Raw genomic sequence first — 25,721 nt, forward strand, 5'->3', positions numbered from 1 at the left:
TCCGAAAACTGAGCGAGCTTCGAAACCGGCGATTATAGCAACAAAATCAGGCACGTGGCAACGGGAATGCACGAGCGCGCCGCGCGGGCCTTTAGCGGGAAGGCTCGCGTCCTTCGGCGGCCATGGGTTGGCGAAAGTGGCGCGGCCGGTGCGACGCGAGGCCGGAATACGCGTTCCGGCGCGCGTTCGTGACGCACGGCACGACCCGACCCACCGCAAAAAAATGCGCCAATCAGCCGATCGGACCGAACGTCTGGGCAGGAAATCGGTCCGAATCGCGTTCCGGCTCGTCGTCCGCACTTGCGGCACCCGTATAATAAGCGCCCCATGAATCTAATCCGAGCCCTGCTGACGGTCAGCGGCTTCACGCTGCTGTCGCGCGTGACCGGACTGGCCCGCGAAACGCTGATCGCTCGCGCGTTCGGCGCCAGTCAATACACTGACGCGTTCTACGTCGCCTTCCGTATCCCCAACCTGCTGCGCCGCATTTCCGCCGAAGGCGCGTTCTCGCAGGCCTTCGTGCCGATTCTCGCCGAGTTCAAGAACCAGCAGGGCCACGACGCCACCAAGGCGCTCGTCGACGCCACCTCGACGGTGCTCGCGTGGGCGCTGGCGGTGCTGTCGGTGATCGGCGTGGTGGGCGCGTCGGGCGTGGTGTACGTCGTCGCCTCGGGTCTCGCGCACGAGGGCGAGGCGTACGCGCTCGCGGTCACGATGACGCGCATCATGTTCCCGTACATCATTTTCATTTCGCTGACCTCGCTGGCGTCGAGCGTGCTGAATACGTACAAGAACTTCTCGCTGCCCGCATTCGCGCCGGTGTTGCTGAACGTGGCATTCATCGTCGCCGCGGTGTTCGTCGCGCCGCGTCTGCAAACGCCGGTCTATGCGCTCGCGTGGGCGGTGATCGCCGGCGGCATCCTGCAATTCATCGTGCAGTTGCCGGGGCTGAAAAAGATCGACATGGTGCCGCGCATCAGCCTGAATCCGTTGCGGGCGCTCGCGCATCGCGGCGTAAAGCGGGTGCTGTCGAAGATGGTGCCGGCGATGTTCGCCGTGTCGGTCGCGCAGATCAGCCTCATCATCAATACGAATATCGCGTCGCGCATCGGGCCGGGCGCGGTGTCGTGGATCAACTACGCCGATCGGCTAATGGAGTTTCCGACTGCGCTGCTCGGTGTCGCGCTGGGCACGATCCTGCTGCCGAGCCTGTCGAAGGCGCACGTCGACGCCGACGCGCACGAGTATTCGTCGCTGCTCGACTGGGGTTTGCGCGTTACGTTCCTGCTGGCCGCGCCGAGCGCGGTCGCGCTCTTCTTCTTCGCGCAGCCGCTGACCGCCGTCCTGTTCAACTACGGCAAGTTCGACGGCCACTCGGTCGTGATGGTGAGCCGTGCGCTGGCCGCTTATGGCGTGGGGCTGATCGGTCTGATCCTGATCAAGATTCTCGCGCCCGGCTTCTACGCGAAGCAGGACATCAAGACGCCGGTGAAGATCGGCGTCGGCGTGCTGATCGCCACGCAATTGAGCAACTACGTGTTCGTGCCGCTTTTCTCGCATGCGGGCCTTACGCTGAGCGTCGGGCTCGGCGCTTGCGTCAATGCGTTGCTTCTGTTTGTCGGTCTGCGCAAGCGCGGCATTTATATGCCGTCAGGCGGCTGGCTCAAGTTTTTCGTACAGTTGTTCGGCGCCTGTCTGGTGCTGGCCGGCACGATGCGTTGGCTGGCGATCAATTTCGACTGGATCGCCATGCATGACCGGCCGGTCGACCGGATGGTGCTGCTAGGCGCGTGCCTCGTGCTGTTCGCCGCGCTATATTTCGGTATGCTTTGGCTGATGGGCTTCAAGTACGCGTATTTCAAAAGGCGAGTGAAGTGATCACGATGACGCGGGTTCTCGACTATTTCAGCACGCTCGTCGCCGAAGACGACAGTCTTCCACTGACCGAGGCGGCGCTCTCGCTCGCGCAGGACGCTTACCCCGATCTCGATCTGCAAGCCACACTGGCCGAGATCGACGAACTGGTGGTGCGTCTGCAGCGCCGCATGCCGGCCGACGCCGACATCAGACAGAAGCTCGGCGTTCTGAACCGGTTCTTCTTCCGCGAGCTCGGCTTTGCCGCCAACCTCAACGACTATTACGATCCCGACAACAGCTATCTGAACGCGGTGCTCAAGCGCCGCCGCGGCATTCCGATTTCGCTCGCGGTGCTGTATCTGGAGATGGCCGAGCAGCTCGGCATTCCGGCGCGCGGCGTGTCCTTTCCGGGGCACTTCCTGCTGCGCGTGACGACGCCCGACGGCGAAGAGATGCTCGATCCGACCACCGGCCAGTCGCTGACCGAAACGCAGATGGTCGAGATGCTGGAGCCGTATGTGGCGTCGGCGGGCGAGTCGGTGAGCCGGGCGCTGCGCATGCTGCTGCAGCCGGCCACGCGCCGCGAGATCATCGCGCGCATGCTGCGCAATCTGAAGTCCACCTATCTGCAGACCGAGCGCTGGCAGCGCTTGCTGGCGGTGCAGCAGCGTCTCGTGATCCTGCTGCCGGACAACATCGAAGAGGTGCGCGATCGCGGCTTCGCGTACGCGCGGCTCGATTACCTGCGCCCCGCGCTCGAAGACCTCGAAAGCTATCTGGGCGACCGGCCGGATGCCGAGGACGCGACGGTGGTCGAGTCGCAGTTGCATGAGCTACGCCAACGCACTCAACACGACGATCGCGAATAGCGCCCTGCCGCTTTAAAACAGAACGCCCGCACATCAATCATGTGCAGGCGTTTTTTTTCGGGCATGCCGCATCAGGCGGCAGGTGGGCGCGTCGTTACTTCGGCTGCATGCGGATGGCGCCGTCCAGGCGAATCACCTCGCCGTTGAGCATCGGATTATCGAAGATCTGTTTGGCCAGCATCGCGTATTCGGCCGGTTTGCCGAGGCGCGGCGGGAATGGCACCATGGCGCCGAGCGCGTCCTGCACTTCCTGCGGCATGCCGAGCAGCATCGGCGTTTCGAAGATGCCCGGTGCGATCGTCATCACGCGAATCGCGTTGCGCGACAGGTCGCGAGCGATCGGCAACGTCATGCCGACCACGCCGGCTTTCGATGCCGCATAGGCCGCCTGGCCGATCTGGCCGTCGTACGCGGCCACGGATGCCGTGTTGATGATGACGCCGCGCTCGCCATTCGCGTTCGGCTCGTTCTTTGACATTGCCGCGGCGGCGAGCCGGATCATGTTGAAGGTGCCGATCAGATTGATCGAGATGGTGCGTGCGAACGAGTCGAGCGGATGCGGGCCGTCCTTGCCGACGGTCTTGACGGCTGGCGCTACGCCAGCGCAATTGACGAGACCGCGAAGCGTGCCGAGCTTCGTTGCGGCTTCGACGGCCTGGATCGCGTCGTCTTCGCGGCTCACGTCGCATTTGACGAACACGCCGCCGAGTTCTTTGGCGAGCGCCTCGCCGGCATCCTGATTCAGGTCGGCGAGCACGACCTTGCCGCCGTTCTCGACGAGCAGGCGCGCGGTGGCGGCGCCAAGACCCGATGCACCGCCGGTGATCAGGAACGCATTGTCACGAATCTCCATGTCTACTCCTTTGCTACGGTTGTCCAGTCGTATTTCGATCGAATATATTTTCGATGATCGATTGTAGCGGCTATGCTGCAATGCGGAAAGCGCGGCGCAAGCAGGGCAAACCGATACGGATGTCTAACTAATCTGAATGCGCGTGATCGGCAGGAAATGGAAAGGGCGGCCAGCACGGGCCGGTGGCCCAATTAAAAACCCGCCGGCAGGGGCGGGTTTTTCGTCAAACAGACGCAGTTCGCAGCGAGCTTACTTCAACGCGTCGAATGCGCGAGTACGAATCTCATCGACGCTGCCGAGGCCCGAAATGCGGCGGTACTGCGGCGCCTTCAATGCGGTCGATGCATCGCCGTTCTTTGCCCAGCTGTTGTAGTACTCGATCAGCGGCTTGGTCTGCGCCTCATACACGTCCAAACGCTTCTTGACCGTTTCTTCCTTGTCGTCGTCGCGCTGGATCAGCGGTTCGCCGGTCACGTCGTCCACGCCTTCGACTTTCGGCGGATTGAACTTGACGTGATACGTACGGCCCGACGCGGCGTGCGAGCGGCGGCCGCTCATACGCACGATGATCTCGTCGAACGGCACGTCGATTTCCAGCACGTAGTCGATCGCGACGCCGGCCTGCTTCATCGCTTCCGCTTGCGGAATGGTGCGCGGGAAACCGTCGAACAGATAGCCGTTCGCGCAGTCCGGCTGCTGCAGACGTTCCTTCACCAGGTTGATGATGAGTTCGTCCGTGACCAGCTCGCCGGCATCCATGAAGCGCTTGGCTTCGAGACCCAGCGGCGTGCCTGCCTTGACGGCCGCGCGCAGCATGTCACCGGTGGAAATTTGCGGAATCCCGAATTTTTCCTTGATGAAGTTTGCCTGAGTGCCCTTGCCCGCACCGGGTGCACCCAAAAGGATCAAACGCATGTGATATCTCCAGATCTATGTGAATTCTTCGATGACGCTGCAGCCATCCCACGATTCGTCGAGGGACCCGCATCGGCTGCCGTTGCAGGTCTCGCGCTGCACGTCGAAACACGACGGCGCTGCAAGAAGGCAACGGTGCGACCGGGCAAACCCTGAGTTTCGCTGCTTTCGCTGGTGATGGGAGGCGCGCACAACCGTCCGATTATGCCACGGGTTTTTGTGCTCAAGACCCGAATAAAGCCTGTACGCGCGCGAGATCCGCAGGTGTGTCGACGCCGGGCAGCGGCACGTCCGGCGTGACGAGCACCGCGATTCGCTCGCCATGCCACATTGCGCGCAACTGTTCGAGCGCTTCGACCTGTTCGATCGGCGAGATCGCGAGACTCGGGTACGTACGCAGGAATTGCGCGCGATACGCGTACAGGCCGATATGCCGGTGAACCACTGCGGGTGGAGGCGGGGCCGGCATCGACGCGACATTGGGCCAGTGCGGCTGATAGGCGTCGCGGGCCCACGGAATCGGCGCGCGCGAGAAGTACAACGCGACGCCGCGCGCGTCGAGCACGACCTTGACGACGTTCGGATTGAAGATTTCAGCGGGGTCGGTGATCGGATGGGCGGCGGTGGCGATCGCACAGCCGCTGCTCGCCGCGAGGTGCGACGCGACGCCGCACACCAGTGCCGGATCGATCAGCGGTTCATCGCCTTGCACGTTGACGACGATCGTCTCGTCGCTCCAGCCGAAATGTGTCGCGACTTCAGCGAGACGGTCCGTGCCCGACGGATGGTCGGCGCGCGTCAACACAGCTTCGAAGCCGTGATCGCGTGCTGCGTCGAGCACGGCCTGCGCGTCCGACGCGACCAGCACCTGCTGCGCGCCCGACTCGCGCGCGCGTTCGGCGACCCGCACCACCATCGGCTTGCCGCCGATATCGGCGAGCGGCTTGTTGGGCAGACGCGTCGAAGCGAGCCGGGCCGGTACGACGGCAATGAACGGGGCAGCGGTGGTATGGGCTTGGGTCATCGGGAAGACAAGCGGGAAGACGAGCAGCGATAAAACCGGAGGAAGCGGCCGCGCATGCCGCGCGGGCGCAAACGGAAAAGACGGTCGCCGGCGCGCAGCAACGGCGCGGGGCTTGCAGGCGCGTTGCTGCCCCCTGCGGGCAAACCTGAACTCAGGCGACCGAGCCCGGATTCAGATCAACCGGGGTGCCTTCCACGGTCTGCCGCGCTTCGTCGACGAGCATCACGGGAATGCCGTCGCGGATGGGGTACGCGAGCTTGTCCGCGTTGCAGATCAGCTCCTGCGCGCCACGGTCGTAGCTGAGCGGGCCCTTGCAGATCGGGCAGACGAGAATTTCAAGCAGGCGAGCGTCCACGAACTTTCTCCACAACTAATGCAATGAGGCGATGATCGAGCGCGGCTTCGACCGGGACAACCCAGATGCGCGCATCGTGCCAGGACCCTAATTTTACCGCATCCTTTTCCGTTATCAGGATCGCATCGGCGTCGACGTCCGTAAAAGGATTGCGCTCGAACGCGTAGTGATCGGGCAGTGCGCGCGTGGTGGGCGCGAGACCGGCGGCGCGCAGCGTCGCGAAAAAACGCTCCGGCGCGCCGATGCCGGCCGCGGCCAGCACGCGCTCGCCGCTGAATTGCGCGAGCGGACGGCGCAGCGCGGGGTTCTCCAGATGCCACGCGTCGGCGGGGGCGAGTTGCAGCGCGAACGTGTTCGGCCAGGGCGGCAGCGTGCGCGCGTAGGGATCGTTGATCAGCGTTGCATCGCGGCGGCGCGACAACGGCTCGCGCAGCGGGCCGGCCGGCAACAGGAAGCCGTTGCCGCCGAGACGGTGGTCGAACACGACCAGCTCGGCGTCGCGTGCGAGGCGGTAATGCTGAAGGCCGTCGTCGCTCACGATCACGTCGACGTCGCGATGCGCGGCGCACAGCGCCTGCGCGGCGGCCACCCGGTCCGGACAGACCCACACCGGCGCGCGGGTGCGGCGCGCGATCAGCAACGGCTCGTCGCCGCCGACCGCTGCCGCCGATGCGGGCGTGACCGGCGTCGGCGTCCTCACGCGCGCACCGTACCCGCGCGACACCACGCCGGGACTGAAGCCCGCGGCGCGCAAGGCTTCGACCAGCGCGATCACGGTCGGCGTCTTGCCGGTGCCGCCGACAGTCACGTTGCCGACCACGACCACCGGCACACCGACGCGCACGGATTTTAACCAGCCCAGCGAGAAGGCGGCGCGCCGTGCGCCGGCAATCGCACCGAACAGGCACGCGAGCGGCGTCAGCGCCCATGCCAGAGGGCCGCGCTGTTGCCACTCGCGGGCGAAACGGGCTTCGAGACGATCGCCGAGTTCGCTCATGGGCGAGTCGCGCGGACGAGCGGCGCGCCGTTCGCCGGACGGGGGCGGCGCGCCGGCGTGGAGGCGCCAGGCGCAATACGCGGGATCAGCATCAACGCGGTTCTCCGGACAGTCGAAAGTGAGGCGAAAAATGAAGCATCGGCGCGGTCCGCCGCACTTGCGCGGCAGACCGCATCGGCGTGCCTTGCGCGGCGTTCGGCATGCCGTCGAACCCACCACTCTAGCGCCTGGGCGTCCCGCCCGGCAAGTCGCCAGGCGCGTATGCGGCGGTGAGTTGCCGTTGAGCGCGCTCTTCACGGCCTGTGGATAACTTTGTGGAGAACCTGCCGTCGAACCGCCGGAAAGGGCCGTTGTGAGCCTCGCGCATCGGAGAGTGTCGCTGTTGCCCAGTTATAAACGCCATATAAATCAACGCTATGCCTGAAATCCATGCGCGCTGGTGGGAGATCTGGCGGGTTCTGTCTGGCGACTCCCGCCATGTGGACACTTTTAACAATTCAGCGACTATGCTGGACGCCGATAGCCAGTCGGTCTATCGTCTGTCCGGCCAGTCACAGATATTCCCTCGCATGAATCCCGAAAGTCCTTTTTCTTCGTCGGCAGCGCCCGGCGGTGAGGTCGTCGTTCCCGTTTCCGCGCTCAATCGCGCGATCGGCACGATGCTCGAACGGTCGTTTCCGCTCGTCTGGGTGGCCGGCGAAGTGTCCAACTTCACCCGCGCCGCGAGCGGCCACTGGTATTTCTCGATCAAGGACGCGCAGGCGCAAATGCGCTGCGTGATGTTCCGCGGACGGGCTCAATACGCCGAGTTCACGCCGCGCGAAGGCGACCGCATTGAAGTCCGTGCGCTCGTCACGATGTACGAGCCACGCGGCGAACTGCAACTGAACGTGGAGGCGGTGCGCCGTACCGGTCAGGGGCGGCTGTACGAAGCGTTTCTCAGGCTGAAGGCGCAGCTCGAAGCCGAGGGGCTCTTTGCCGCCGAGCGCAAGCGCGCGTTGCCGACCCATCCGCGGGCGATCGGCATCGTGACATCGTTGCAGGCCGCGGCGCTGCGTGACGTGCTGACCACGCTGGCGCGCCGTGCGCCGCACATTCCGGTGATCGTTTATCCCGCGCCCGTGCAGGGCGTGGGCGTCAGCGGCAAGCTCGCGGCGATGGTCGAGGCGGCCGGCGCGCGACGCGAAGTCGACGTGCTGATCGTGTGCCGCGGCGGTGGTTCGATCGAAGACCTGTGGGCTTTCAACGAAGAAGTGCTGGCGCGTGCGATCGCGGAAAGCGTGATTCCCGTGGTGAGCGGCGTCGGCCACGAAACCGATTTCACGATCGCCGATTTCGCTGCCGACGTGCGCGCGCCGACGCCGACCGGCGCCGCCGAACTCGTCAGCCCGCAGCGCGTGCTGCTGCTGCGCGAACTCGATCACCGCCACGCGACGCTCGCGCGCGGCTTCGGCCGCATGATGGAGCGGCGTGCGCAGCAACTCGACTGGCTCGCACGCCGTCTCGTGTCGCCGGCGGAGCGGCTCACGCGGCAACGCTCGCATCTGCAGCAATTGAGCGTGCGGCTCGCGTCGGCCGGCGCGCGTCCGGTGCGTGACGCGCGAGCGCGTTTTTCGCTGCTACAGATGCGCTGGCAGCGTTGGCGTCCGGACCTCGCCGCGCATCGGACGAAGCTCGGCAATCTTGCGCAACGTCTGGACGCGGCCTTGTTGCGCCAGCACGAGCGTCAGGTTGCGCGGATCGACACGCTCGCCGCGCGGCTCGAAGTGCTGAGTCCGCAGCGCACGCTGGAGCGGGGTTATGCCGCGATGATCGACGCGCAGAGCGGTCGTGCGGTGCGCGCGCCATCGTCGTTGCGACCGGGGCGGCGCCTGACCGTGCATCTCGCCGAAGGCTCGGCCGACATCGCGCTGGCCGACGTGCAAGCGCGTCTCACCGACGGTTTCTGACACTTCGCCGACACCCGCGACAGCCGTCGATGCGACTTGCGGGTGACCCGGGCACGCGCCGTGCGAACGCATTGTTTACGCCATGCGTGCGGGCTGTTTTCCGCTGCCGGGCGTAAAGTCCGTTGGTTTGCGGGGTTATTCCAACTCGCCTACAATCGAGTGCTCTTAAGCGTTATCCGCAGACTCCCCCACAACAGATACAGACAGAAGGAAAGCACCATGGAACATACGCTCCCGCCGCTGCCGTTCGCGAAAAACGCACTCGCTCCGCATATGTCGGAAGAGACGCTCGAGTTTCACTACGGCAAGCATCACCAGACCTATGTGACCAACCTGAACAATCTGATCAAGGGCACGGAGTTCGAAAACCTGTCGCTGGAAGAGATCGTCAAGAAGTCGTCGGGCGGCGTGTTCAACAACTCGGCTCAGGTGTGGAACCACACGTTCTTCTGGAACAGCCTCTCGCCGCAAGGTGGCGGTGCACCGACCGGTGCGCTGGCTGACGCGATCAACGCCAAGTGGGGTTCGTTCGACAAGTTCAAGGAAGAATTCGCGAAGACCGCAGTCGGCACGTTCGGCTCGGGCTGGGCATGGCTCGTGAAGAAGGCCGACGGTTCGCTCGACCTCGTGTCGACGAGCAACGCCGCTACGCCGCTGACCACGGATGCCAAGGCGCTGCTGACGATCGACGTGTGGGAACACGCGTACTACATCGACTACCGCAATGCGCGTCCGAAATTCGTCGAAGCGTACTGGAACATCGTCAACTGGGAATTCGCGTCGAAGAACTTCGCGTAAGGTTGCCGGTTGCCGCGTGACGGGCGGATTCGTGTCGCCTGATTGCATTCGGCCGATATGAATTCGATGCTGTCGTAGCGATGGCAACTGTTGCGAAAAACGAAAGCCCTCCGCAGTGAGGGCTTTTCTTTTTTCGAGCCTTGAAATGATGGGGTGGGCCGTGTTCGCGTGGCGTTGCTGGCGGCTCCTGGCCGTGGAGTGTTGATTCCCCGGCTCGGTGACTTGACTGAGTTCGGCAATCGTTAAATTGACCAGCGCGCTCGCGACTTTTAAGGCTGAGTTGAAAACCCGTTTTTGTCACCCCTGGTAACGGCGACGCTGCGCGTCAACGACGTGCATCACATGGCCGTTTCGGCCTTGCCAGGCCTCGCAGGTGGATGGATCATGGCGGTGTCGATGCTCCGCCGTCCCCCTCCGAATTGCTCGACGTCTGCCGATGCCGATGACCGCGACCGCCGCCAGGCGGCGCCACCGGACTAGTGGGCGCAGGCGGCGGCGGATGGTTCATGTACTGGAAATTCTGCGCGATGGCCGCGCTCGGAAATGTCGTAGCCGGCTGCTGAATCGCATCGGCAGGCAAGCTCAAATCCGACTGCGCAAAGACGGACGATACGCAGGCGGCGCAAATCATGCCGACAGTCAAAGCCAGACGGTTCATTGAGTCATCCTTTCTTTTATGGACACGCAGCAATAGCCGCATGCTGCGAGTGCGCGTATAGTCGAGCCCCGCGCGTCACCGGGACCGGCTCTTGCGGCAGGTGGGTTTGCGCAGTAGCGTGGCAAGCGAGTCTAGGCGACTCGACGCGAAATTTGATTGCCAGCGCGCTTACAAGCGTTACCCGATTTAACACCGGCGACGCCGTGCGCGATGCGAGACACGCTCTCGATTCACCGGCCGCGGCGCACGGCTTGGCGAAAAACTTTCTGTAACTATCCGGTAACCATGGATTGCACCGATTGGCTTAACGTTTGAATTCCCATTTCGAAATGCACCCGCATGATGTCCAGCACTAAATCGATAAGTATGGCGATACCCGCCGCCGTTGTTGCGCTTGCACTCGGCGGCTGCGCGGTGATGCCGCCGAGCGGCCCGAGCATCGTCGCGCTGCCGCACAGTGGCGAATCGCTTGAACAGTTCCAGCAAAACGACTATGCATGCCGCGATTACGCAAACCGTTCCACTAACTCGTCCGGGGCCGCGCAGGCGGCCACCACGAATAGCGTGAACAGCGCGGCGCTGGGCACGTTTGGCGGCGCGGCAATTGGCGCGCTGCTCGGTGCGGCGGCCGGCAATGCAGGCGCGGGCGCGGCGATTGGCGCGGGCAGCGGACTGCTGATCGGTGGCGCGAACGGCGCGAATAGTGCGGAGTATTCCGCGGCCGGCTTGCAGGCGCACTATGACGCCGCTTACGCGCAGTGCATGACCTCGAAGGGTGACACGATCGCGCAGCCGCGGCCGTATTACGCCGCGCCGCAACCGGTGTACGTCGCGCCGCAGCCTTACTATGCGCCGCCGCCGGGATACGTCGCGCCACCGCCGGTTATGTATGCACCTTATCCGTACTACTGAACTCGTTCTGCTGAGTCTTATTGATGGTGGTTCGACGGCATATCCGGCCCGTTGACACCAGCAGGGGAAATGGGGCGATGGCGGTTCTGGAAAAATTAGCGCTTATGGTTGCTTGTCGCTTTGGCAATGGACGTCGAACTTCGTTTGGCTGGGGACGTGCCTGCGTTTTCTTTGCGCGACGGGCACATAGTGGATCAGCGCTGCAAAGCCCCTGCTCGTGATGAGCAGGGGCTTTGTGCTTAATGCGTACGATGTTCCGCCGCATGCGCATTGCGATGGTCCGCATCGAGCTAATCAGCATGATTCACGCAATGTGCGCCACTTACTCCGTTTCGCTCGTCGCCGCTGTCTTACGCGGACGACGGCTACGCGGCGCGGCCTTACGCGCTGCCTTCCTGGCGGCTACAGGAGCTTCCTCTGTGTCGACAACCGGTGCCGGTGCTTCAACTGGCGCGGCGATCTCGGGCGCGTCATCGATCGTTCGAGGCGTGCTTTTCTTCGCTCGCTTCGCGGCGGTCTTGCGCGGCGCGCGTGTCTTGCGACGCTCGGCCTGATTGCCGTCCGCTTCCGCAGCGTTGTCATTGCCACCGACCGCATTCGGCTCAGCAGCGTTGTTCCGCGGTTCTGCCAAAGTGGCTTCCGGCCATTCGACATGGGGCGCACTGGCCGACGGTGCCTGATGCTGCTCCGGCTCGCGTGCTAGTGCCTCGTTCTCCCAAGCTTGCCCGTGACCTGCTCGCTCAACGGCGGCTCGCTCTTCCTGAGCGGCTTCCTGCTGACCACGTGCCGACTTGCGATTACCGCGCCCTCTGCGACGCGCCTCGTGCTTGCCCGCAGGCTCGACAGCGGCAACCGACGTTTCGGCAACCTGCGTCTCATACAACTGTTCGGCCGATTCGGATTCGCCAGGCTCATTTACGCTTTCGCCCGCCGCGCCCGCCGCCGTGCTGCGGTACACGTACGCCCCGGACTTTTCATCGCGGCCAAACTCGAGCAGCCCACGCGCATGCGCCTCTTCCAGCAGATTGCCGAACGCGCGAAAACCGTAGTACGTCTCGTTGAAATCCGGTTTGCGGCGCTTGATTGCGTTCTTCAACACGGATGCCCAGATCTTGCCGCTGTCGCCACGTTCGGACGCTAGCGCATCGAAGGTTTGCACCGCGATCTCGACTGCCTTGGTACGGCGTTTTTCCAGATCCTCCTTGTGGCGGCTCTTGTCTTCATCGGGCGCGCGTTTGGCCGTTTGCTGAGCGTTTTGCTGCGGGCGCGCCGACTCGCGCTTCACGACCGCACGCTGGCTTTCTCGCACGAGGTCGTCGTAAAAGAAGAACTCGTCGCAGTTAGCGATCAGCAGGTCGGACGTGGATTGCTGTACGCCAACACCGATCACCTGCTTGGCGTTCTCGCGCAGCTTCGACACTAGCGGCGAAAAATCCGAATCGCCGCTGATGATGACGAACGTATTGACGTGCGATTTCGTATAGCAGAGGTCGAGCGCGTCGACCACGAGCCGGATATCCGCGGAATTCTTGCCTGATTGGCGCACGTGCGGTATCTCGATCAACTCGAAATTGGCCTCGTGCATCGCGCCTTTGAAACTCTTGTAGCGATCCCAGTCGCAATACGCCTTCTTGACGACAATGCTGCCCTTGAGCAGCAGACGTTCGAGCACCAGCTTGATATCGAACTTGTCGTACTTTGCGTCGCGCACGCCGAGCGCGACGTTTTCGAAGTCGCAGAATAGCGCCATGCTGACGTTTTCGTTGGATGACGCCATGTATATCTCCATTGAAGCGATCGTCGAATTCGACGGATCGCGACCATGATAGCGATTCCAGCGAAGGTGAGCAGCTTTTGTGTTCTCGCCGCACCGACCGGACAGAAAAAAAGCGGTCGCGCGGGTGGTCAGGGCGGACGCCAGCGCCTGTTCCTGTAACGAGGAGCGCGCGTGGTGCTCGAGCGAGTTGAGCGGAACGGGTTTGAATGGCGCATTGAGTTTGCTTGTATGAAATGGAAGCGGCGTGCTTGCGCGCTCGGGGCGCCTGCGAACGGAGGCACCTCCACCGTGGCGGAAATGCGAGAGGACGCCGAACACGAGCTTTGACTCCCGGACCTTTTTTGAAAGTCAGAAAGGTGACGGGTGAGCGCTGCTACATGTCGCGCCGCCGTAGTGTTTCGCCCAGCCCTGCGCGCGTTTCCAGCACGCCGTCGATCAAGCCATACCCCTTGGCTTCAAGCGCCGACATGAAATTGTCGCGGTCCGTGTCGCGCACGATTTCCTCGATGCTGCGCCCGGTGCGCTCGGCCATCATGGCGTTCAGGCGCGCTCGCAGATACAGCACTTCCTTCGCCTGAATCTCGACGTCCGCCGCCGTGCCCTGGCTGCCGCCGGAGGGCTGGTGAATCATGATGCGCGCGTTCGGCAGCGCATACCGCTTGCCGCGCTGGCCTGCGCTCAGCAGGAACGTTCCCATGCTCGCGGCAAAGCCGGTACACAACGTCGACACCTCGGGCTTGATGAACTGCATGGTGTCGTAAATCGCCAGGCCGTCGTACACCGAGCCGCCTGGCGAGTTGATATAAAAGGAAATATCCTTGTCGGGATTTTCGGATTCCAGAAACAGCAACTGGGCGACAATCAGACTGGCAGATTGTTCGTTGACCGGCCCGACCAGAAATACGATGCGCTCGCGCAGCAAACGGGAGTAAATGTCGTACGCACGCTCGCCACGCCCCGACTGTTCGATCACAGTGGGAACGAGGCCGAGACCGGTGACGGATGGATGGATCGAGTGCATAGGTGTCCTGTAATTGGCGGTGCGGCACGAACAGCCGATGAATGCCGATTGCGGCGGCTGGTTCACAAACCGCGCGCCCTATGCGCCGGTTGTTGCTCATTTGACGAAGCAGCCCGTGGCCGCGTGACAGGAATATTTTTGCGCCGCGCTGTCACATCGGCATGTGCTCGTGCGTCAAGCAGAAAAGAATGCAGTCTATGGCGAGCGCCTCGACAGTCCCGCAGGCAGGTAAGGCGCGCTTTTTCACCACGCACGATCTGGAGGTCTACGTATGACGGAACATGGAATCAATAAGGCATCCAGTTTCGAGGCCGTCCGCGCCCGCCTGCTCGCGCTGGCGTACCGTATGCTCGGCAGCCGCGCCGAAGCGGAAGACGTGGTGCAGGACGTCTGGCTCAAATGGCAACTCGCAGACACGCGCGCAGTGCAAACCCCGGCCGCCTGGCTCACCACGATCGCCACGCGCACGGCGATCGACCGTCTGCGGCACGTGCAGCGCGAACGCTCGCAGGCCGCGGGCTGGCTGCCGGAACCGTGGCTCGACGAGATGGCGCCGTCGGCGGAGGAACTCGCGTTGCGGGCGGCGGAAATGTCCTACGGCGTGATGCTGCTGCTCGAACGCCTGAAGCCCGACGAGCGCGCGGCGTTCGTGCTGCACGAAGCCTTCGATTGCGATTACGCGGAAATCGCAAAAATTCTCGAGCGCACACCGGCCAGTTGCCGGCAGATCGTCCACCGGGCCAAAGCGCGTTTGCAGCGCGCAGGCGCGCCGTTGGAGCGGACCGACCCCGTCGCGCATGCGCGCATCGTCGAGCGCTTGCGCGCGGCGCTGGAGGCGCAGGATCGGACGGGGCTGCTGCGGCTCTTCAGCGACACGCCTGATGTTGTCAGCGACGCGACCGTGTGCGCGCCTGCATGCGCTCGCGAGCCGGCAGCGGCAGAGTGGGTGGACACGGTCACGTCGCTTGCGCAGCAGGCGAGCAATGCCGAGGTGGTGTCGATCGAAGGGAATATGTGTGTCGCCCTGTTCTTCGAAGGCGACGTCGTCGGCGTGCTCGACGTGTGGACGAACGGCGTGGCGGATGGCACGACAAAGATCATCGCACTGCGCATCGTGACCAGCGCCACGCGCTTGCAAGCTGCCAACCGGGTGCTGGGCCGTGCCGCCGTCGCGCAGTTGCTCTCGCGCATCCGGCGGTACCCGGCGCCTTCAGTTGCGATGCGCCGCGAGTTCCCAGTTGATGTCGACGCATAGCACTTGCGTGCCATGCGGCGTATGCGCGGCGATCGAGGCGGTGACACACAGATGCGCTTCGTTGATCGACAGATAAGGCGGCGTGAGATGTACCTGGCCGGGCACGCGCATCGCCTGGATAAAGTAAGGCCGGCGTTCCCAACTGGCGCCTTCCGAATGCAACAACGGCCGGAAACGCTTCGCGCGTTGCGACGTGCGTCCGGGCGGCAGCACGTTGTCGCCGATCTGCCGGCCCGAACCGTCGAGCACGAAGCAGCGTGCAGTTTCTCCGAGCAACAGCAATGGGGCGGTAGCGTGGGCGATCGACTCGCCGGCCATCAGTTGTGCGGCGGCTGTCTCCAGCGCCGTGACGTAGGGCGCGAGGCGCGCGGATTGCGCGCGTTGGCGTGCGGTGACCCGTTCGCGCAACGCGGCCGAGAGCGAGTCCATCAGGCCGGCCGCGGCTTGCGGCTTGACCGGCTCGACGCTCGGACCCGCGAAGAATGCGCCCTGCACGAAGTCCACGTTGCATTCGAGCGCGATCAGCGCGTCGCGCTCGGTGCTCAGGCCGCCCATCAGCACCAGTTGCCCGGACTCGTGCAGCAGCGAGACGAGACCCGGCAGCACGCGTTCGATATGCGAGTGTTCGCTGGCTTGCGCGAGGATGCAGCGGTCGAGTGTGACGATGTCCGGACGCAGATTCCACACGCGGTCGATGTTCGAATGTTTCGCGCCGAAGCCGTCGAGCGCGATCAGAAAACCGGATTTGCGCAGCGAGTCGATGATTTCAGCGAAGCGCGTGGTTTCGCCGCCCGCCTGCTCGGACACTTCGAGCACCACACGTTGCGGCGGCAGGCCGAGCGCCTTAAGACCGGCCAGCAGCGCATCGCCATAGCTGGTGTCCATCAGCGCGGCCGGGTGCAGACTCAGGAAGAGCCACTCATCGTGGCTGTCGAACGCGTTGAAATTGCCGAGATGCAGCGATTCGGCCAACCGGCCGAGTTCCAACAGGTCGCCGCGCCGCGCGGCCTGCGTGAACACCTCGTGGGAGGGCACTTGCTGCGCATGTTCGTCGTGGGCCCGCAGCGACGCATGGTAGCCGATCGCGCGCCGGTGCGACACCGAGAAAACCGGCTGAAACACGCTGAAGACGGTATAGCCGCCATACAGAACGGTGCGCCGGGAGCCTTCGTCGCCGGCCATCGGGCGCGGCGGCTGGAAGCCGGGAGGATCGAGTTCGATCATGCTCATCATGTCGGTCGTATGGAGTGGGCGGCGCGCTGCGGCTCGATACGAATGCGCGCGCAAAACGAGAGTTTACAGGATAGGCGAGCAAGAACTATGCGCATGCGGAAACACAGCCTGCGCGTGTCGCAGCCGCGTGCTGATAAGACGATTGTGCGTCAGCCCGGGTGCGAACGCGACGCCTCGCACTTCGCTGGTGCGGGTTGCGCCCCGTTGCGGGTCGGCGACGGGCGCGATGCATGTCAGGTCCGCTCTGACGGATCGGTCTTTTTCGCCGGGGTGCGGATGTCCGGCGACAGTTGCGCGAAGATCCACGACGAGCACGCGGTGATGATGCCGACACACAGGAACGTCGCATGAAACGCGGGCAACGAGTTGATCGCGGTCACCCGCTGCAACAGGCCGGTGAAGGTCGCGAGCAGCGCGCCGGCAACGGTCACCCCGAGACTCATCGACAGCATCTGGACCAGCGAAAACAGGCTGTTGCCGCTGCTTGCACCGCCGGTGCCCAGGTCCTTGAGCGTCAGCGTGTTCATCGCGGTGAACTGGATCGAGTTGACGGCGCCGAAGACTGCCAGTTGCACGAGCCGCAGCCACAGCGGCTGATTCGCGCTGGTCAGTGCGAAACTCGCCATGACCAGGCCGACCAGTACCGTGTTGGTGATCAACACGCGCCGATAGCTGTAGCGCACGATCAGCTTCGTCACGAGGCGTTTGGACGCCATGCCGGCGGCGGCCACCGGCAGCATCATCAGGCCGGCTTCGAATGCGCTGTAGCCGAGGCTCACCTGCAACAACAGAGGGATCAGGTAGGGCATCGAACCGCTGCCGATCCGCGCGAACAGATTGCCGAGCAGGCCGACGCTGAACGTGTGGATCTTGAAGAGGTCGAGCGGGAAGATTGGCGCGGGTTCGCGCACCGCATGCAACGCGTAGGCGACGAAACAGGCGAGGCTCAGGATCAGCAGCACCAGCACCGTTGCGTGCTGAATGCCGAACTCGGTGCGCCCGTCGAGCGCGAAGGAAATTGCCACCATGCCGACGATCAGCAGCAGGTAGCCTTTCATGTCGAACTTGCCGGTGTGTTCGTTGCGGCTATCCGGCATGAAGATGAATGTGGCGATGCAGCCCACGATCCCCACTGGCACGTTGATCAGAAAGATCCAGTGCCACGAGGCGATCTTCACGAGCCAGCCGCCGAGTGTAGGACCGATCAGCGGTCCGATCAGCCCAGGAATCGCGACGAACGACAGCGCTGCCAGATAGCGTTCCGCCGGAAAGGTACGCAGCACCGCGAGCCGTCCGACCGGCAGCAGCATCGCGCCGCCCACGCCTTGCAGGATGCGGAAGAACACCAGCTCGTTCAGCGTATGCGCGTTCGCGCACAGCAGCGAACCGACCGCGAACACGAGGATCGCGCTGAAGAACACGCGTCGCGTCCCGAGTTTGTCGGCGAGCCAGCCGGATACGGGGATCATCACCGCCATCGTCAGCGAATAGGCGATCACTACCGATTGCATGCGCAGCGGCAACTCGCCGAGGCTCGTCGCCATCGCGGGGAGCGCGGTGTTGACGATGGTCGAGTCGAGCGTCTGCATGAAGAAGCCGGTGGCGACGAGCCACAGCATCACGGTGAGGGAGCGGGCCGAAGGTCCCGAGGGGGCGTTGACAGCGGAGGCGGGCGGAGTCGGCGTCGTGGACATGGAGGGCGGCTGGGCGCGCAGGACGGGCAGGGACTCGCTATTCTAGGGAAAAGCGTGGCGCAGCGCACTCGAAGAAGGGGGGTGCGTGGCGGGAGAGAGGCGTTGAGCGTGGGCCTTGGGACGCGATAGGAGGGAGGTGCTCAGGCCCGCTCCAACGCCGCCGCCGCGTGAAAAAACGCCTGCGCCCGCGGCTCATTACCAAACGCCACATGAATCCTGATCCACGGGCTTGTCTCCATATTGGGACGGAAGTAGCTGCCCGGCACCACCGTCACCCCAAGCGGCGTACCGCATGCCACGAGCCGTTCGGCATCGGCGACATGCGGCACGCGCGCCCACACGAACTTGCCGCCCACAGGCTTCTCGAAAATGTCCCAGCCCGCGTCTTCGAGTGTCTGGATCGTCGAGCCGAGCGCGTCGCGCATGCGGCGACGCAGGCGCTCCAGATATTTCCGGTACGCGCCGCGCTCCAGCAGCGACACCGCGACCGCTTCCGCAAAGCGCGAGCAACCGATGCTCGTCAGCATCTTGATGTCGACCAGATCCTTGATGATCGCGTGGCTCGCCACCACGCAGCCGATCCGCAGCGACGACGACAGCGTCTTCGACAAGCCGCCCACGTAGATCACGTGCTCGAGCTGATCGAGCGTGGCGAGGCGGTCGGTAAGCTCGGTCTGGAAGTCGGCGTAGATGTCGTCCTCGATGATCGAGAAGCCGTGCTCGCGCGCCAGTTGCAGCAGCCGGAAGGCCACTTGCGGCGCGACCGTGGTGCCGGTCGGGTTGTGGAACACGGTATTGATGAACAGCAGCCTCGGCCGATGCGACTTGAGCTGCTCCTGCATGACGTCGAGGTCGGGGCCGTTGCGGGTGCGCGGAATGCCGATCAGCTTCACGCCGTGCAGCTTCAGCAAGCCGTACAGGTTGTAGTAGCCGGGGTCTTCGACAAAGATCGTATCGCCGGGCTTGAGCATGTAACGCATCAGCAGATCGAGCGCCTGGCTCGCGCCGTTGGTGATGAGGATCTGCGACGCGTCCGCCTGAATGCCCAACTGTCCGATCCGGCTTTGCAGATGCTCGCGCAAAGTCAGGTTGCCGAGCGGCGTCGCGTAATCGACCATGCTTTGCCGGTCGGTGCGCGACACGTGGCGGATCGCTTGCGCGAGGCTGTCCGTATCGCGCCAGCTTTCAGGGATGAAGCCGCTGCCGAGCTTCAACGTTTCGCCAGGGTGGTTGAATTGCTGCAGTAGATGTCCCGATTCGTCTTCGGCGCGGCGCGGGTCCGATGCGCCCTGACAAAGCGTGGACGCCGGCTGACGGTCGGCGACGTAAAAGCCCGAACCGTGGCGCGAATCGACGTAGCCGAGCGACACCAGTCGGTCATACGCTTCGATCACCGGAAAGCGGCTCACGCCGAAGTCGGCGGCGAACTGGCGGATCGACGGCAGCTTGGAGCCGGGATGCGCGGTACGCGAGCGGATCCACGCGGTGACGCCCGCGACGATCTGTTCGGTGAGCGGCACGCCATTATCGCGATCGAGCTGGATTTCGAGTTTCATGCACTTGCTTCCTTCGAACCGGATGACACGCTGCCAGGCGTGGCCGAGTGCGCAAGCGCCTGATTCATGACGCATCAGTCGCCCAACTGTCCGGTTTTTCGACTGAACAGTTCCACTGAAAGTGTTCGGAACTGTGCATGGGTATTCGATCATCGCACGTCAATAATCGATACAACAGAAAAGTTCTTTGAAGGAGAACGGCGATGCGTGAAGTGCGGATTTTCGAATTGGAACAGGGCGAACCCGTGACGGCCTGGCGTGTCGTGCGTCCGTCGACCTTCAAGGTGCTCTCGGGCGAAATCTGGCTGACCGTCGAAGGCAGGAGCGAGGATCACTGGCTCGCCGCGGGCGAGTCGGTCGAGTTGCCGCGCCGGGCGCTCGCGTGGATCAGCGCGGGCCAAGGCGGCGCGCGCTTTTCACTGGCGAGCGGCTCCGAGCAAGTGGCGCCGAAGCCGGGGCTGAGTTTGCCGGCGTTCGGCCGCTTGCCTCGTTGGCTCGGCATGGCCTGAGAGCGCTTTGGCGAGCGTCGGTTGACCTGTCAGCCGACCTCGATCCTCAATCCTCAGCCCGGACCCGCCGCGTCATAGTCGCCGATGTACCGCGCCCTCGGCCGGATCAACCGTCCATCGCGCGTCTGTTCCATCGCATGAGCGATCCAGCCGACGACCCGGCCCACCGCGAATAGCGTGAACGCGGCGCCGGCCGGCAGACCCAGCACGCGCTCGATCGCGGCGAGCGCGAAGTCGACGGTCGGTTCCGCGCCGGTCGTGTCGCGCACCGTGCGCGCAAGCCGCAGCGCGTCGCCAAGCGGCGAGCGCGCCGGCGCGCAGTCGGCAAGCATTCCTAGCAGCAGCCGCGCTCGCGGATCGCCATCCGGATAAAGCGGATGGCCGAAGCCCGACAGCAGCGGCCCCTGCGCGCCGGGTTCGTCGCGCGTGAGGCGATTCGCCAGATAGCGATCGAGATCGGGCGCGCGCGACGCTTCTTCGAGCAGCGCGGCGATCCGCACCGTCTCGCCGCCATGGCGCGGGCCCGCCAGGGCCGCGAGCCCTCCCGCCACGGCGCCGAACAGGTGCGTTCCCGTCGACGTGATACAGCGGACCGTGAAAGTCGACGCGTTCAGCTCGTGATCCGCGCAGGCAACCAGCGCCGCGCGCAGCAGCCCGGCCTGCTGCCGGTTGCGCACCTGCCACGCGGAAGCGAGTTGCCGGTGCAGCGGCTCGTTCGACGGCGCCGCCGAGATCATCGCGGCGGCCAGCAGCCGCATGACGGCGCAGGCGGTATCGAGCTGCGCATCGCGGCCGAGCGCCCACACGCGCGGCATTTGCGCAGCGGCGGCCGGCAGCAGCACGAGCGCGCGATCGAGCGGCGTGCTGTCGCTCCACAGCTTGAGCCACGCAGCCCACTGTGCGGCGGCGAGCGGCACGGCGGGCGCCTCGGCGATGCGCCGCGCGCTGCACTCCCACAGCAACGCCGCCATGTCCTCGAGCGACGCAGTGCGCGCCAGTTCCATCGCATCGTGGCCGCGATACAGCAGGCGGCCGTCGGCAACCAGTGTGATCGACGATTCGAGCACCGGCACGCCCCAGTCCAGCACCTTCTGCGCGACCTTGCCGGCGCGCTTGCCGTCCGCCTTGCGACGCGCGAGGCGGCGCACCTCGGCCGCGTCGTAGAGCCGGTTCTTGCCTTGTGCATCCGGCGACGAACTCAGCATGCCGCGGCTCACGTACGCATACAGCGTGGGCAAGCTGATGCCGAGCGTGGCGGCGGCTTCGGTGGCGCTCAGGAACGTAGTGGTCGGCATGGGAATGCGGAGAAACCGAAGAAATCAATATATATTGATTATCATAATCAAGATTGATTGCGGCGGGTCGGAATTCTAGACTCAGGTCACTTCGCGGTTCACTTCCACCTGCTCCGGTATGAACGCCATGACGCCCGAACTCGCTCTCAAACATATCTGGACCGTCGCCGGTTGCGACCCGAGCGCGCTGCGCTCGGTGGCGCTGAGCGGCGCGGACCCCGGCTTGCCATCGATCTACCGGGTCGGCAGTCTTGCGTCGGCGACCATCGCCGCGACCGGCCTCGCGGCGGCCGAATACCAGCGCTTGCGCACGGGCCGCAGGCAGCACGTGTCGGTGCAGATGCGGCGCGCGCTGGCGGCGTTTCGCAGCGAACGCTATTTGCGCGTCGACGAGGGTCCGCCGCCGGCGTTGCGCGATCCGGTCACGGGTTTCTACGAGACACGCGACGGCCGCTGGATTCAACTGCATACGAACTTTGCGCATCACCTTCAGGGTGTGCTGAAGGTGCTCGGTTGCGGCAATGATCCCGCCGCGGTGGCCACCGCGATTCGCGGCTGGGACGGCGCGGTGCTCGATCAGACGCTCGCCGACGCGGGCCTGTGCGCCGCGCTGATTCGCACGCCGGACGAATGGGCCGCGCTCGACCAGGCAAAAGCGATTGCGGGATTGCCGCTGTTCGAGATCGAGCGCATCGGCGACGCGCCGGCCGAGCCGCCGCACGCCAGCGGCGCGGAGCGGCCGCTGGAGAGGGTGCGAGTGCTGGACCTGTCGCGCATCATCGCGGGGCCGGTGGCCGGGCGAGCGCTCGCGCATCATGGCGCGGACGTGTTGACGATCAACGGGCCGCATCTGCCGAACATCGCGCCGCTGGTAATCGATAACGGACGCGGCAAGCGCTCGGCGCTCATCGATCTGCGCGACGCGGGCGGGCGCGAGACCTTGCTCGGCCTCGCCGGTGACGCCGACGTGTTTCTGCAGGCGTATCGTCCAGGCGCGCTGGCGGCGCGCGGCTTCGGTCCCGAAGAGCTGGCGCGGTTGCGGCCGGGGATCGTATATGTGTCGGTGTGCGCGTATGGACACGAGGGACCTTGGGCGCAGCGGCGCGGGTTCGATAGCCTCGTGCAGTCGGCGAGCGGCATCGCCTTTGCCGAACGGCAGGCGGCGGGCTGCGATGAGCCGAAGCATCTGCCGTGTCAGGCGCTCGATCATGCGACCGGCTATCTGGCCGCGTTCGGCGCAATGGTCGCGTTGACGCGGCGCGCGAGCGAAGGCGGCAGCTGGCACGTGCGGGTTTCGCTCGCGCAAACGGGACGGTGGTTGCAGTCTTTTGGGCAGATCCCCGACGGCTGGCGAACCCCCGATGTCACCCTCGACGACGTGCGGGATTGCGTCGCGACCGTGCAGTCGGAGTTCGGCCGGGTGCTGGGGGTGCAGCCGGCGGAAGAGATGGAAGAGACGCCCGCCTTTTACGCGTTGCCGCCTGTGAGGGTCGGCACGCATGAAGCCAGGTGGGTGTAACGGCTCTTCGCCAGCTACTTCCGCAACTCCGCAACAAAGTCGTAGTAATCGTTGCGGCAGTACGTGTCCGTCAATTCGATCGCCCGCTGATCGGCGGTGTAGCCCACGCGAGTGATCAACAGCAGCGCCTCGTTCGGCGCGATGCTCATCTGCTGCGCGATCTCCTCGCTCGCATTCACCGCGCGAAAGTGCTGCAGCGCCCGCACGATCGTCAGGCCGCGATTTTCCAGGTAGGTGTACAGCGAATCGCCGATGGCTTGCGGATCGGGAATCACCGCTGCCGGAAACGTGGAGTTCTCCACCGCCATCACGATGCCGTCGGCCAGCCGCAAGCGCCGCAGACGCGTTACCGCCGCGGCCGGCGACAGGCCGAGCTGAATGACCTCGTCGCGATTGGCCGGCGAAATCTCGCGCGACAGCCATTTCGAGCTCGGCGTAAAGCCGCGCCGCCGCAGCATTTCGCTGAAGCTCGACAGACGCGACAGCGGATCTTCGTAGCGCGGCGTGATGAAACTGCCCGCGCCCTGGGTGCGGCGGATCAATCCCTGTTCGACCAGCAACGCGATCGCCTTGCGCGAGGTGATTCGCGATACGCCCAGCGCTTCCGACAGTACGCGCTCGGAAGGCAGCGCTTCACCGGCATTCCAACGGTTTTCGTGGATGGCGCTGCCGAGCTTGCGGGCAAGTTGCAAATAAAGCGGCGTGTCGTTTTCCGGGTCCGGGCGCAGGTCGCGCCAGCGGTCTTCCGAGGCAGAGGTCATGGGGCTTACGCAAGATAGGCAAGCGGCAATTCTATGACATCGGCGCGTCCCGTTATAGCGGACTTTTGCCTGGGGCACGGCCGCGGCCGCGTCGAGCCGCTAAACTCGTCGCTATGATTTTTCGTAGGGGCGTCGCGAGCAGCACGTGGCGCCGCCGCATCGGTTTGCATCCAGACACTTCGAGGAGTCCGTATGACGAGCGATATCGCGAGCGTGAGCCTGCCCGATGGCGAACGCATCCCGGCACTGGGGCAGGGCACATGGGAAATGGGCGAAGCACCGGCGCGGCGGGCGGCGGAAATTGCCGCGTTGCGCTGCGGCATCGAACTGGGCATGACGCTGATCGATACCGCGGAAATGTACGGCGACGGCGCGACCGAAACGCTGCTCGGCGAAGCGCTGGCCGGTTTGCGCGACCAGGTGTTCCTGGTCAGCAAGGTGTATCCGCACAACGCCAGCCGGCGCGGTGTGATCGCCGCGTGCGAGCAGAGCCTGAAGCGTTTGAAAACAGACCGGCTCGATCTGTATCTGCTGCACTGGCGCGGCTCGGTGCCGCTCGCGGAAACCGTTCAGGCGTTCGAGACGTTGCGTGCGGCGGGAAAGATCCGGCATTGGGGCGTCAGCAACTTCGACACCGACGACATGGAAGAGCTGCTTGCCGCGCCGGGCGGCGACGCGTGCGCGACCAATCAGATTCTCTACAACGTCGCGCGCCGCGGACCGGAGTTCGATCTGCTGCCATGGCTCGCCGCACGCAAGATGCCGGCGATGGCATACAGCCCGGTCGATCACGCGCGCCTGCCGAAACGCTCGCCGCTCGACGACATCGCCGACGCGCGCGGCATCTCGGTGTTTCAGGTGGCGCTCGCGTGGCTGTTGCTGAAGCCGGGCGTGTGTGCGATTCCGAAGACGGGCCGCATCGAGCACGTGCGCGACAACCATCGCGCATCGCAATTGCGGCTAAGCGCAGACGAGCTTGCCGCTCTCGACACGTATTTCAAACCGCCGCGCAGCAAGCGTGCGCTCGAGATGCTGTAAATGGGGTGAGCGCGGCCGCGAGTGCCTGGGGCACGGCGGCCCGCCGCGCGGGGTGCTCAGGTGCAGGCGTGGTGCATGTGGACGGAGCCCAGCACGGCGACTTCGGCGGGAGTGTGCTTGAGGGCCTCGTCGTCGACCTGGGCGGCGTCCGCGAGGAAATCGGCGACGATCGACGACACCGGTATGTCGCGCAGACACAGCGACACGCGCTGCGTCTCGTTGGCGGGCAGTGCCGCGCGCTGGCCGAGGAATAGGACGCCGTACTGATAGCCGTGAATGATGCCGCGGATCGCGCCGACGCATTGGCCTTGCGCGGCGTTGTCGTTTCTTTGCTTGCACATCTGCACGAGCGTGTAGGCCGAGAAGCTGGGGTCGACCGGGGGCGCCGCCTGCGACATGGTCGGCGGCAGAGGTTTGGCGGGAGGTTGCGCCGGTGTTTGGGCATGAGCGAGCGATGCGAGGCCCAAAGCGGCAACCATCAGCAGGCCGGTGGCCGCGCGTGCCGCGGAGGGAGGAACGTTTCGTTGCATGTTGTAGGCCCTCATATCGAACGTTGAATTTGATATGAGGCGATCGCCCCGGAATGGTTCCATAACACGGGTGCGCGACCGCCGGTTTTGTTCGTCTGCCGTGAGCGGCGCGGTTCGTGTGCAGGTTCGTGTGAAGGTTCGCGTGACGATGGGTGGGCGACTGGCGGCACGATGTCCGGGAGATGACAGCGTGCCTGCCGCGTTTCGAGAATCGCTTTTCGCGACCGGCCTCGGGCGATGACGCTCGACCGGGGGATCGAGACATCACCGCCGATGCCAGCGGATAGCGGACGCGATGCCCGGCGCATAACGCCGGCGGAGAGCAGGGCGCGGGGGCACCCCTGCC

At 64.6% G+C, this 25,721-nt stretch carries 22 protein-coding genes; 9 read left to right on the plus strand and 13 right to left on the minus strand.

Annotation, left to right across the window (positions count from 1 at the left end; translation table 11 throughout):
* Positions 1 to 327 precede the first annotated feature (327 nt).
* Positions 328 to 1,878, plus strand: a complete 1,551-nt coding sequence (gene murJ / locus PQQ53_RS07480) for a murein biosynthesis integral membrane protein MurJ (protein WP_408140595.1) — start codon at positions 328 to 330, stop codon at positions 1,876 to 1,878.
* A 5-nt stretch (positions 1,879 to 1,883) separates the two neighbouring features.
* Positions 1,884 to 2,726 carry a SirB1 family protein gene (locus PQQ53_RS07485; protein ID WP_408140928.1) on the plus strand — a complete coding sequence of 281 codons (843 nt, stop codon included), beginning with the start codon at positions 1,884 to 1,886 and terminating at the stop codon, positions 2,724 to 2,726.
* Positions 2,727 to 2,820: 94 nt separating this feature from the next.
* On the opposite strand, the gene PQQ53_RS07490 is transcribed toward PQQ53_RS07485, so the two are convergent.
* The 5 genes from PQQ53_RS07490 to lpxK form a co-directional block, all read right to left on the minus strand.
* Positions 2,821 to 3,579, minus strand: a complete 759-nt coding sequence (locus PQQ53_RS07490) for a 3-hydroxyacyl-CoA dehydrogenase (protein ID WP_408140596.1) — start codon at positions 3,577 to 3,579, stop codon at positions 2,821 to 2,823.
* Between the two features lie 249 nt (positions 3,580 to 3,828).
* Positions 3,829 to 4,494 (minus strand): adenylate kinase, encoded by a 666-nt coding sequence (adk, locus tag PQQ53_RS07495; protein ID WP_408140597.1) that lies wholly within the window; start codon positions 4,492 to 4,494, stop codon positions 3,829 to 3,831.
* Between the two features lie 223 nt (positions 4,495 to 4,717).
* The gene (kdsB, locus tag PQQ53_RS07500; RefSeq protein WP_408323578.1) at positions 4,718 to 5,518 is read right to left on the minus strand and encodes a 3-deoxy-manno-octulosonate cytidylyltransferase; all 801 of its coding nucleotides are present in this window, start codon (positions 5,516 to 5,518) and stop codon (positions 4,718 to 4,720) included.
* Positions 5,519 to 5,669: 151 nt separating this feature from the next.
* Positions 5,670 to 5,873 carry a Trm112 family protein gene (locus PQQ53_RS07505; protein WP_121315547.1) on the minus strand — a complete coding sequence of 68 codons (204 nt, stop codon included), beginning with the start codon at positions 5,871 to 5,873 and terminating at the stop codon, positions 5,670 to 5,672.
* Complete coding sequence (lpxK, locus tag PQQ53_RS07510; protein WP_408323579.1) at positions 5,854 to 6,870, minus strand: tetraacyldisaccharide 4'-kinase; 1,017 nt, start codon at positions 6,868 to 6,870, stop codon at positions 5,854 to 5,856. Before lpxK ends, PQQ53_RS07505 begins: the two co-directional genes overlap by 20 nt.
* Before the next feature lie 569 nt (positions 6,871 to 7,439).
* Between lpxK and xseA the strand changes: the two genes are divergently transcribed.
* The 3 genes from xseA to PQQ53_RS07525 all read left to right on the plus strand — a co-directional run bounded on the left by xseA (position 7,440) and on the right by PQQ53_RS07525 (position 11,187).
* Positions 7,440 to 8,819, plus strand: coding sequence for an exodeoxyribonuclease VII large subunit (gene xseA / locus PQQ53_RS07515; protein ID WP_408323580.1), 1,380 nt, complete (start codon positions 7,440 to 7,442; stop codon positions 8,817 to 8,819).
* A 219-nt stretch (positions 8,820 to 9,038) separates the two neighbouring features.
* Entirely contained in the window at positions 9,039 to 9,617 is a 579-nt protein-coding gene (gene sodB / locus PQQ53_RS07520) for a superoxide dismutase [Fe] (RefSeq protein ID WP_042321432.1), read from the plus strand.
* Positions 9,618 to 10,614: 997 nt separating this feature from the next.
* The gene (locus tag PQQ53_RS07525) at positions 10,615 to 11,187 is read left to right on the plus strand and encodes a glycine zipper family protein (RefSeq protein WP_408140605.1); all 573 of its coding nucleotides are present in this window, start codon (positions 10,615 to 10,617) and stop codon (positions 11,185 to 11,187) included.
* A gap of 322 nt (positions 11,188 to 11,509) precedes the next feature.
* Here the strand turns inward: PQQ53_RS07525 and PQQ53_RS07530 are convergent, their stop codons facing one another.
* Both PQQ53_RS07530 and clpP read right to left on the minus strand, forming a co-directional pair.
* A complete protein-coding gene (locus PQQ53_RS07530) occupies positions 11,510 to 12,964 on the minus strand; it encodes an NYN domain-containing protein (protein ID WP_408323581.1) in 1,455 nt (484 codons plus the stop codon).
* 373 nt (positions 12,965 to 13,337) lie between these two features.
* Positions 13,338 to 13,985: an ATP-dependent Clp endopeptidase proteolytic subunit ClpP gene (gene clpP / locus PQQ53_RS07535; RefSeq protein WP_408323582.1), complete on the minus strand. Its 648-nt coding sequence runs from the start codon at positions 13,983 to 13,985 to the stop codon at positions 13,338 to 13,340.
* A gap of 271 nt (positions 13,986 to 14,256) precedes the next feature.
* Here clpP and PQQ53_RS07540 point away from each other — a divergent pair, with 271 nt between their 5' ends.
* A complete protein-coding gene (locus PQQ53_RS07540) occupies positions 14,257 to 15,240 on the plus strand; it encodes a sigma-70 family RNA polymerase sigma factor (protein ID WP_408140611.1) in 984 nt (327 codons plus the stop codon).
* Here the strand turns inward: PQQ53_RS07540 and PQQ53_RS07545 are convergent.
* From PQQ53_RS07545 to PQQ53_RS07555, 3 genes are all read right to left on the minus strand, one after another.
* Complete coding sequence (locus PQQ53_RS07545) at positions 15,196 to 16,470, minus strand: EAL domain-containing protein (protein WP_168664603.1); 1,275 nt, start codon at positions 16,468 to 16,470, stop codon at positions 15,196 to 15,198. The two genes, PQQ53_RS07540 and PQQ53_RS07545, sit on opposite strands and share 45 nt — an antisense overlap.
* 236 nt (positions 16,471 to 16,706) lie before the next feature.
* Positions 16,707 to 18,167: a multidrug transporter subunit MdtD gene (gene mdtD, locus PQQ53_RS07550; RefSeq protein ID WP_408323583.1), complete on the minus strand. Its 1,461-nt coding sequence runs from the start codon at positions 18,165 to 18,167 to the stop codon at positions 16,707 to 16,709.
* A 140-nt stretch (positions 18,168 to 18,307) separates the two neighbouring features.
* Positions 18,308 to 19,723 (minus strand): aminotransferase-like domain-containing protein, encoded by a 1,416-nt coding sequence (locus tag PQQ53_RS07555; protein ID WP_408140615.1) that lies wholly within the window; start codon positions 19,721 to 19,723, stop codon positions 18,308 to 18,310.
* 203 nt (positions 19,724 to 19,926) lie between these two features.
* Here PQQ53_RS07555 and PQQ53_RS07560 point away from each other — a divergent pair, with 203 nt between their 5' ends.
* On the plus strand, positions 19,927 to 20,232 hold the full coding sequence (locus PQQ53_RS07560) for a DUF2917 domain-containing protein (protein WP_408152428.1): 306 nt from the start codon (positions 19,927 to 19,929) through the stop codon (positions 20,230 to 20,232).
* 53 nt (positions 20,233 to 20,285) lie between these two features.
* Here PQQ53_RS07560 and PQQ53_RS07565 read toward each other — a convergent pair whose 3' ends face one another.
* The gene (locus PQQ53_RS07565; RefSeq protein ID WP_408152429.1) at positions 20,286 to 21,527 is read right to left on the minus strand and encodes a citrate/2-methylcitrate synthase; all 1,242 of its coding nucleotides are present in this window, start codon (positions 21,525 to 21,527) and stop codon (positions 20,286 to 20,288) included.
* Positions 21,528 to 21,654: 127 nt separating this feature from the next.
* On the opposite strand from PQQ53_RS07565, the gene PQQ53_RS07570 reads away from it, so the two are divergent.
* Positions 21,655 to 23,046 (plus strand): CoA transferase, encoded by a 1,392-nt coding sequence (locus PQQ53_RS07570; protein ID WP_408323584.1) that lies wholly within the window; start codon positions 21,655 to 21,657, stop codon positions 23,044 to 23,046.
* Positions 23,047 to 23,060: 14 nt separating this feature from the next.
* On the opposite strand, the gene PQQ53_RS07575 is transcribed toward PQQ53_RS07570, so the two are convergent.
* On the minus strand, positions 23,061 to 23,807 hold the full coding sequence (locus PQQ53_RS07575; protein ID WP_042321463.1) for a GntR family transcriptional regulator: 747 nt from the start codon (positions 23,805 to 23,807) through the stop codon (positions 23,061 to 23,063).
* 192 nt (positions 23,808 to 23,999) lie between these two features.
* On the opposite strand from PQQ53_RS07575, the gene PQQ53_RS07580 reads away from it, so the two are divergent.
* Positions 24,000 to 24,845, plus strand: coding sequence for an aldo/keto reductase (locus PQQ53_RS07580; protein WP_408323585.1), 846 nt, complete (start codon positions 24,000 to 24,002; stop codon positions 24,843 to 24,845).
* Positions 24,846 to 24,901: 56 nt separating this feature from the next.
* On the opposite strand, the gene PQQ53_RS07585 is transcribed toward PQQ53_RS07580, so the two are convergent.
* On the minus strand, positions 24,902 to 25,375 hold the full coding sequence (locus tag PQQ53_RS07585) for a hypothetical protein (RefSeq protein ID WP_408152432.1): 474 nt from the start codon (positions 25,373 to 25,375) through the stop codon (positions 24,902 to 24,904).
* Positions 25,376 to 25,721: the final 346 nt, after the last annotated feature.

The organism is Paraburkholderia strydomiana (assembly GCF_046030495.1).
In the GTDB taxonomy this organism is placed as follows: Bacteria; Pseudomonadota; Gammaproteobacteria; order Burkholderiales; family Burkholderiaceae; genus Paraburkholderia; species Paraburkholderia strydomiana_A.

Bases quoted from the DNA above. Each gene is read 5' to 3' on its own strand.
- mdtD (WP_408323583.1), bottom strand. From the start codon at position 18,167: ATGTCCACGACGCCGACTCCGCCCGCCTCCGCTGTCAACGCCCCCTCG.
- PQQ53_RS07525 (WP_408140605.1), top strand. From the start codon at position 10,615: ATGATGTCCAGCACTAAATCGATAAGTATGGCGATACCCGCCGCCGTT.
- PQQ53_RS07545 (WP_168664603.1), bottom strand. From the start codon at position 16,470: ATGAGCATGATCGAACTCGATCCTCCCGGCTTCCAGCCGCCGCGCCCG.
- murJ (WP_408140595.1), top strand. From the start codon at position 328: ATGAATCTAATCCGAGCCCTGCTGACGGTCAGCGGCTTCACGCTGCTG.
- PQQ53_RS07560 (WP_408152428.1), top strand. From the start codon at position 19,927: ATGCGTGAAGTGCGGATTTTCGAATTGGAACAGGGCGAACCCGTGACG.
- sodB (WP_042321432.1), top strand. From the start codon at position 9,039: ATGGAACATACGCTCCCGCCGCTGCCGTTCGCGAAAAACGCACTCGCT.
- PQQ53_RS07565 (WP_408152429.1), bottom strand. From the start codon at position 21,527: ATGCCGACCACTACGTTCCTGAGCGCCACCGAAGCCGCCGCCACGCTC.
- PQQ53_RS07485 (WP_408140928.1), top strand. From the start codon at position 1,884: ATGACGCGGGTTCTCGACTATTTCAGCACGCTCGTCGCCGAAGACGAC.
- PQQ53_RS07540 (WP_408140611.1), top strand. From the start codon at position 14,257: ATGACGGAACATGGAATCAATAAGGCATCCAGTTTCGAGGCCGTCCGC.
- PQQ53_RS07580 (WP_408323585.1), top strand. From the start codon at position 24,000: ATGACGAGCGATATCGCGAGCGTGAGCCTGCCCGATGGCGAACGCATC.
- adk (WP_408140597.1), bottom strand. From the start codon at position 4,494: ATGCGTTTGATCCTTTTGGGTGCACCCGGTGCGGGCAAGGGCACTCAG.
- PQQ53_RS07555 (WP_408140615.1), bottom strand. From the start codon at position 19,723: ATGAAACTCGAAATCCAGCTCGATCGCGATAATGGCGTGCCGCTCACC.
- lpxK (WP_408323579.1), bottom strand. From the start codon at position 6,870: ATGAGCGAACTCGGCGATCGTCTCGAAGCCCGTTTCGCCCGCGAGTGG.
- PQQ53_RS07490 (WP_408140596.1), bottom strand. From the start codon at position 3,579: ATGGAGATTCGTGACAATGCGTTCCTGATCACCGGCGGTGCATCGGGT.
- PQQ53_RS07530 (WP_408323581.1), bottom strand. From the start codon at position 12,964: ATGGCGTCATCCAACGAAAACGTCAGCATGGCGCTATTCTGCGACTTC.
- PQQ53_RS07570 (WP_408323584.1), top strand. From the start codon at position 21,655: ATGACGCCCGAACTCGCTCTCAAACATATCTGGACCGTCGCCGGTTGC.
- PQQ53_RS07575 (WP_042321463.1), bottom strand. From the start codon at position 23,807: ATGACCTCTGCCTCGGAAGACCGCTGGCGCGACCTGCGCCCGGACCCG.
- clpP (WP_408323582.1), bottom strand. From the start codon at position 13,985: ATGCACTCGATCCATCCATCCGTCACCGGTCTCGGCCTCGTTCCCACT.
- PQQ53_RS07585 (WP_408152432.1), bottom strand. From the start codon at position 25,375: ATGCAACGAAACGTTCCTCCCTCCGCGGCACGCGCGGCCACCGGCCTG.
- xseA (WP_408323580.1), top strand. From the start codon at position 7,440: ATGAATCCCGAAAGTCCTTTTTCTTCGTCGGCAGCGCCCGGCGGTGAG.
- kdsB (WP_408323578.1), bottom strand. From the start codon at position 5,518: ATGACCCAAGCCCATACCACCGCTGCCCCGTTCATTGCCGTCGTACCG.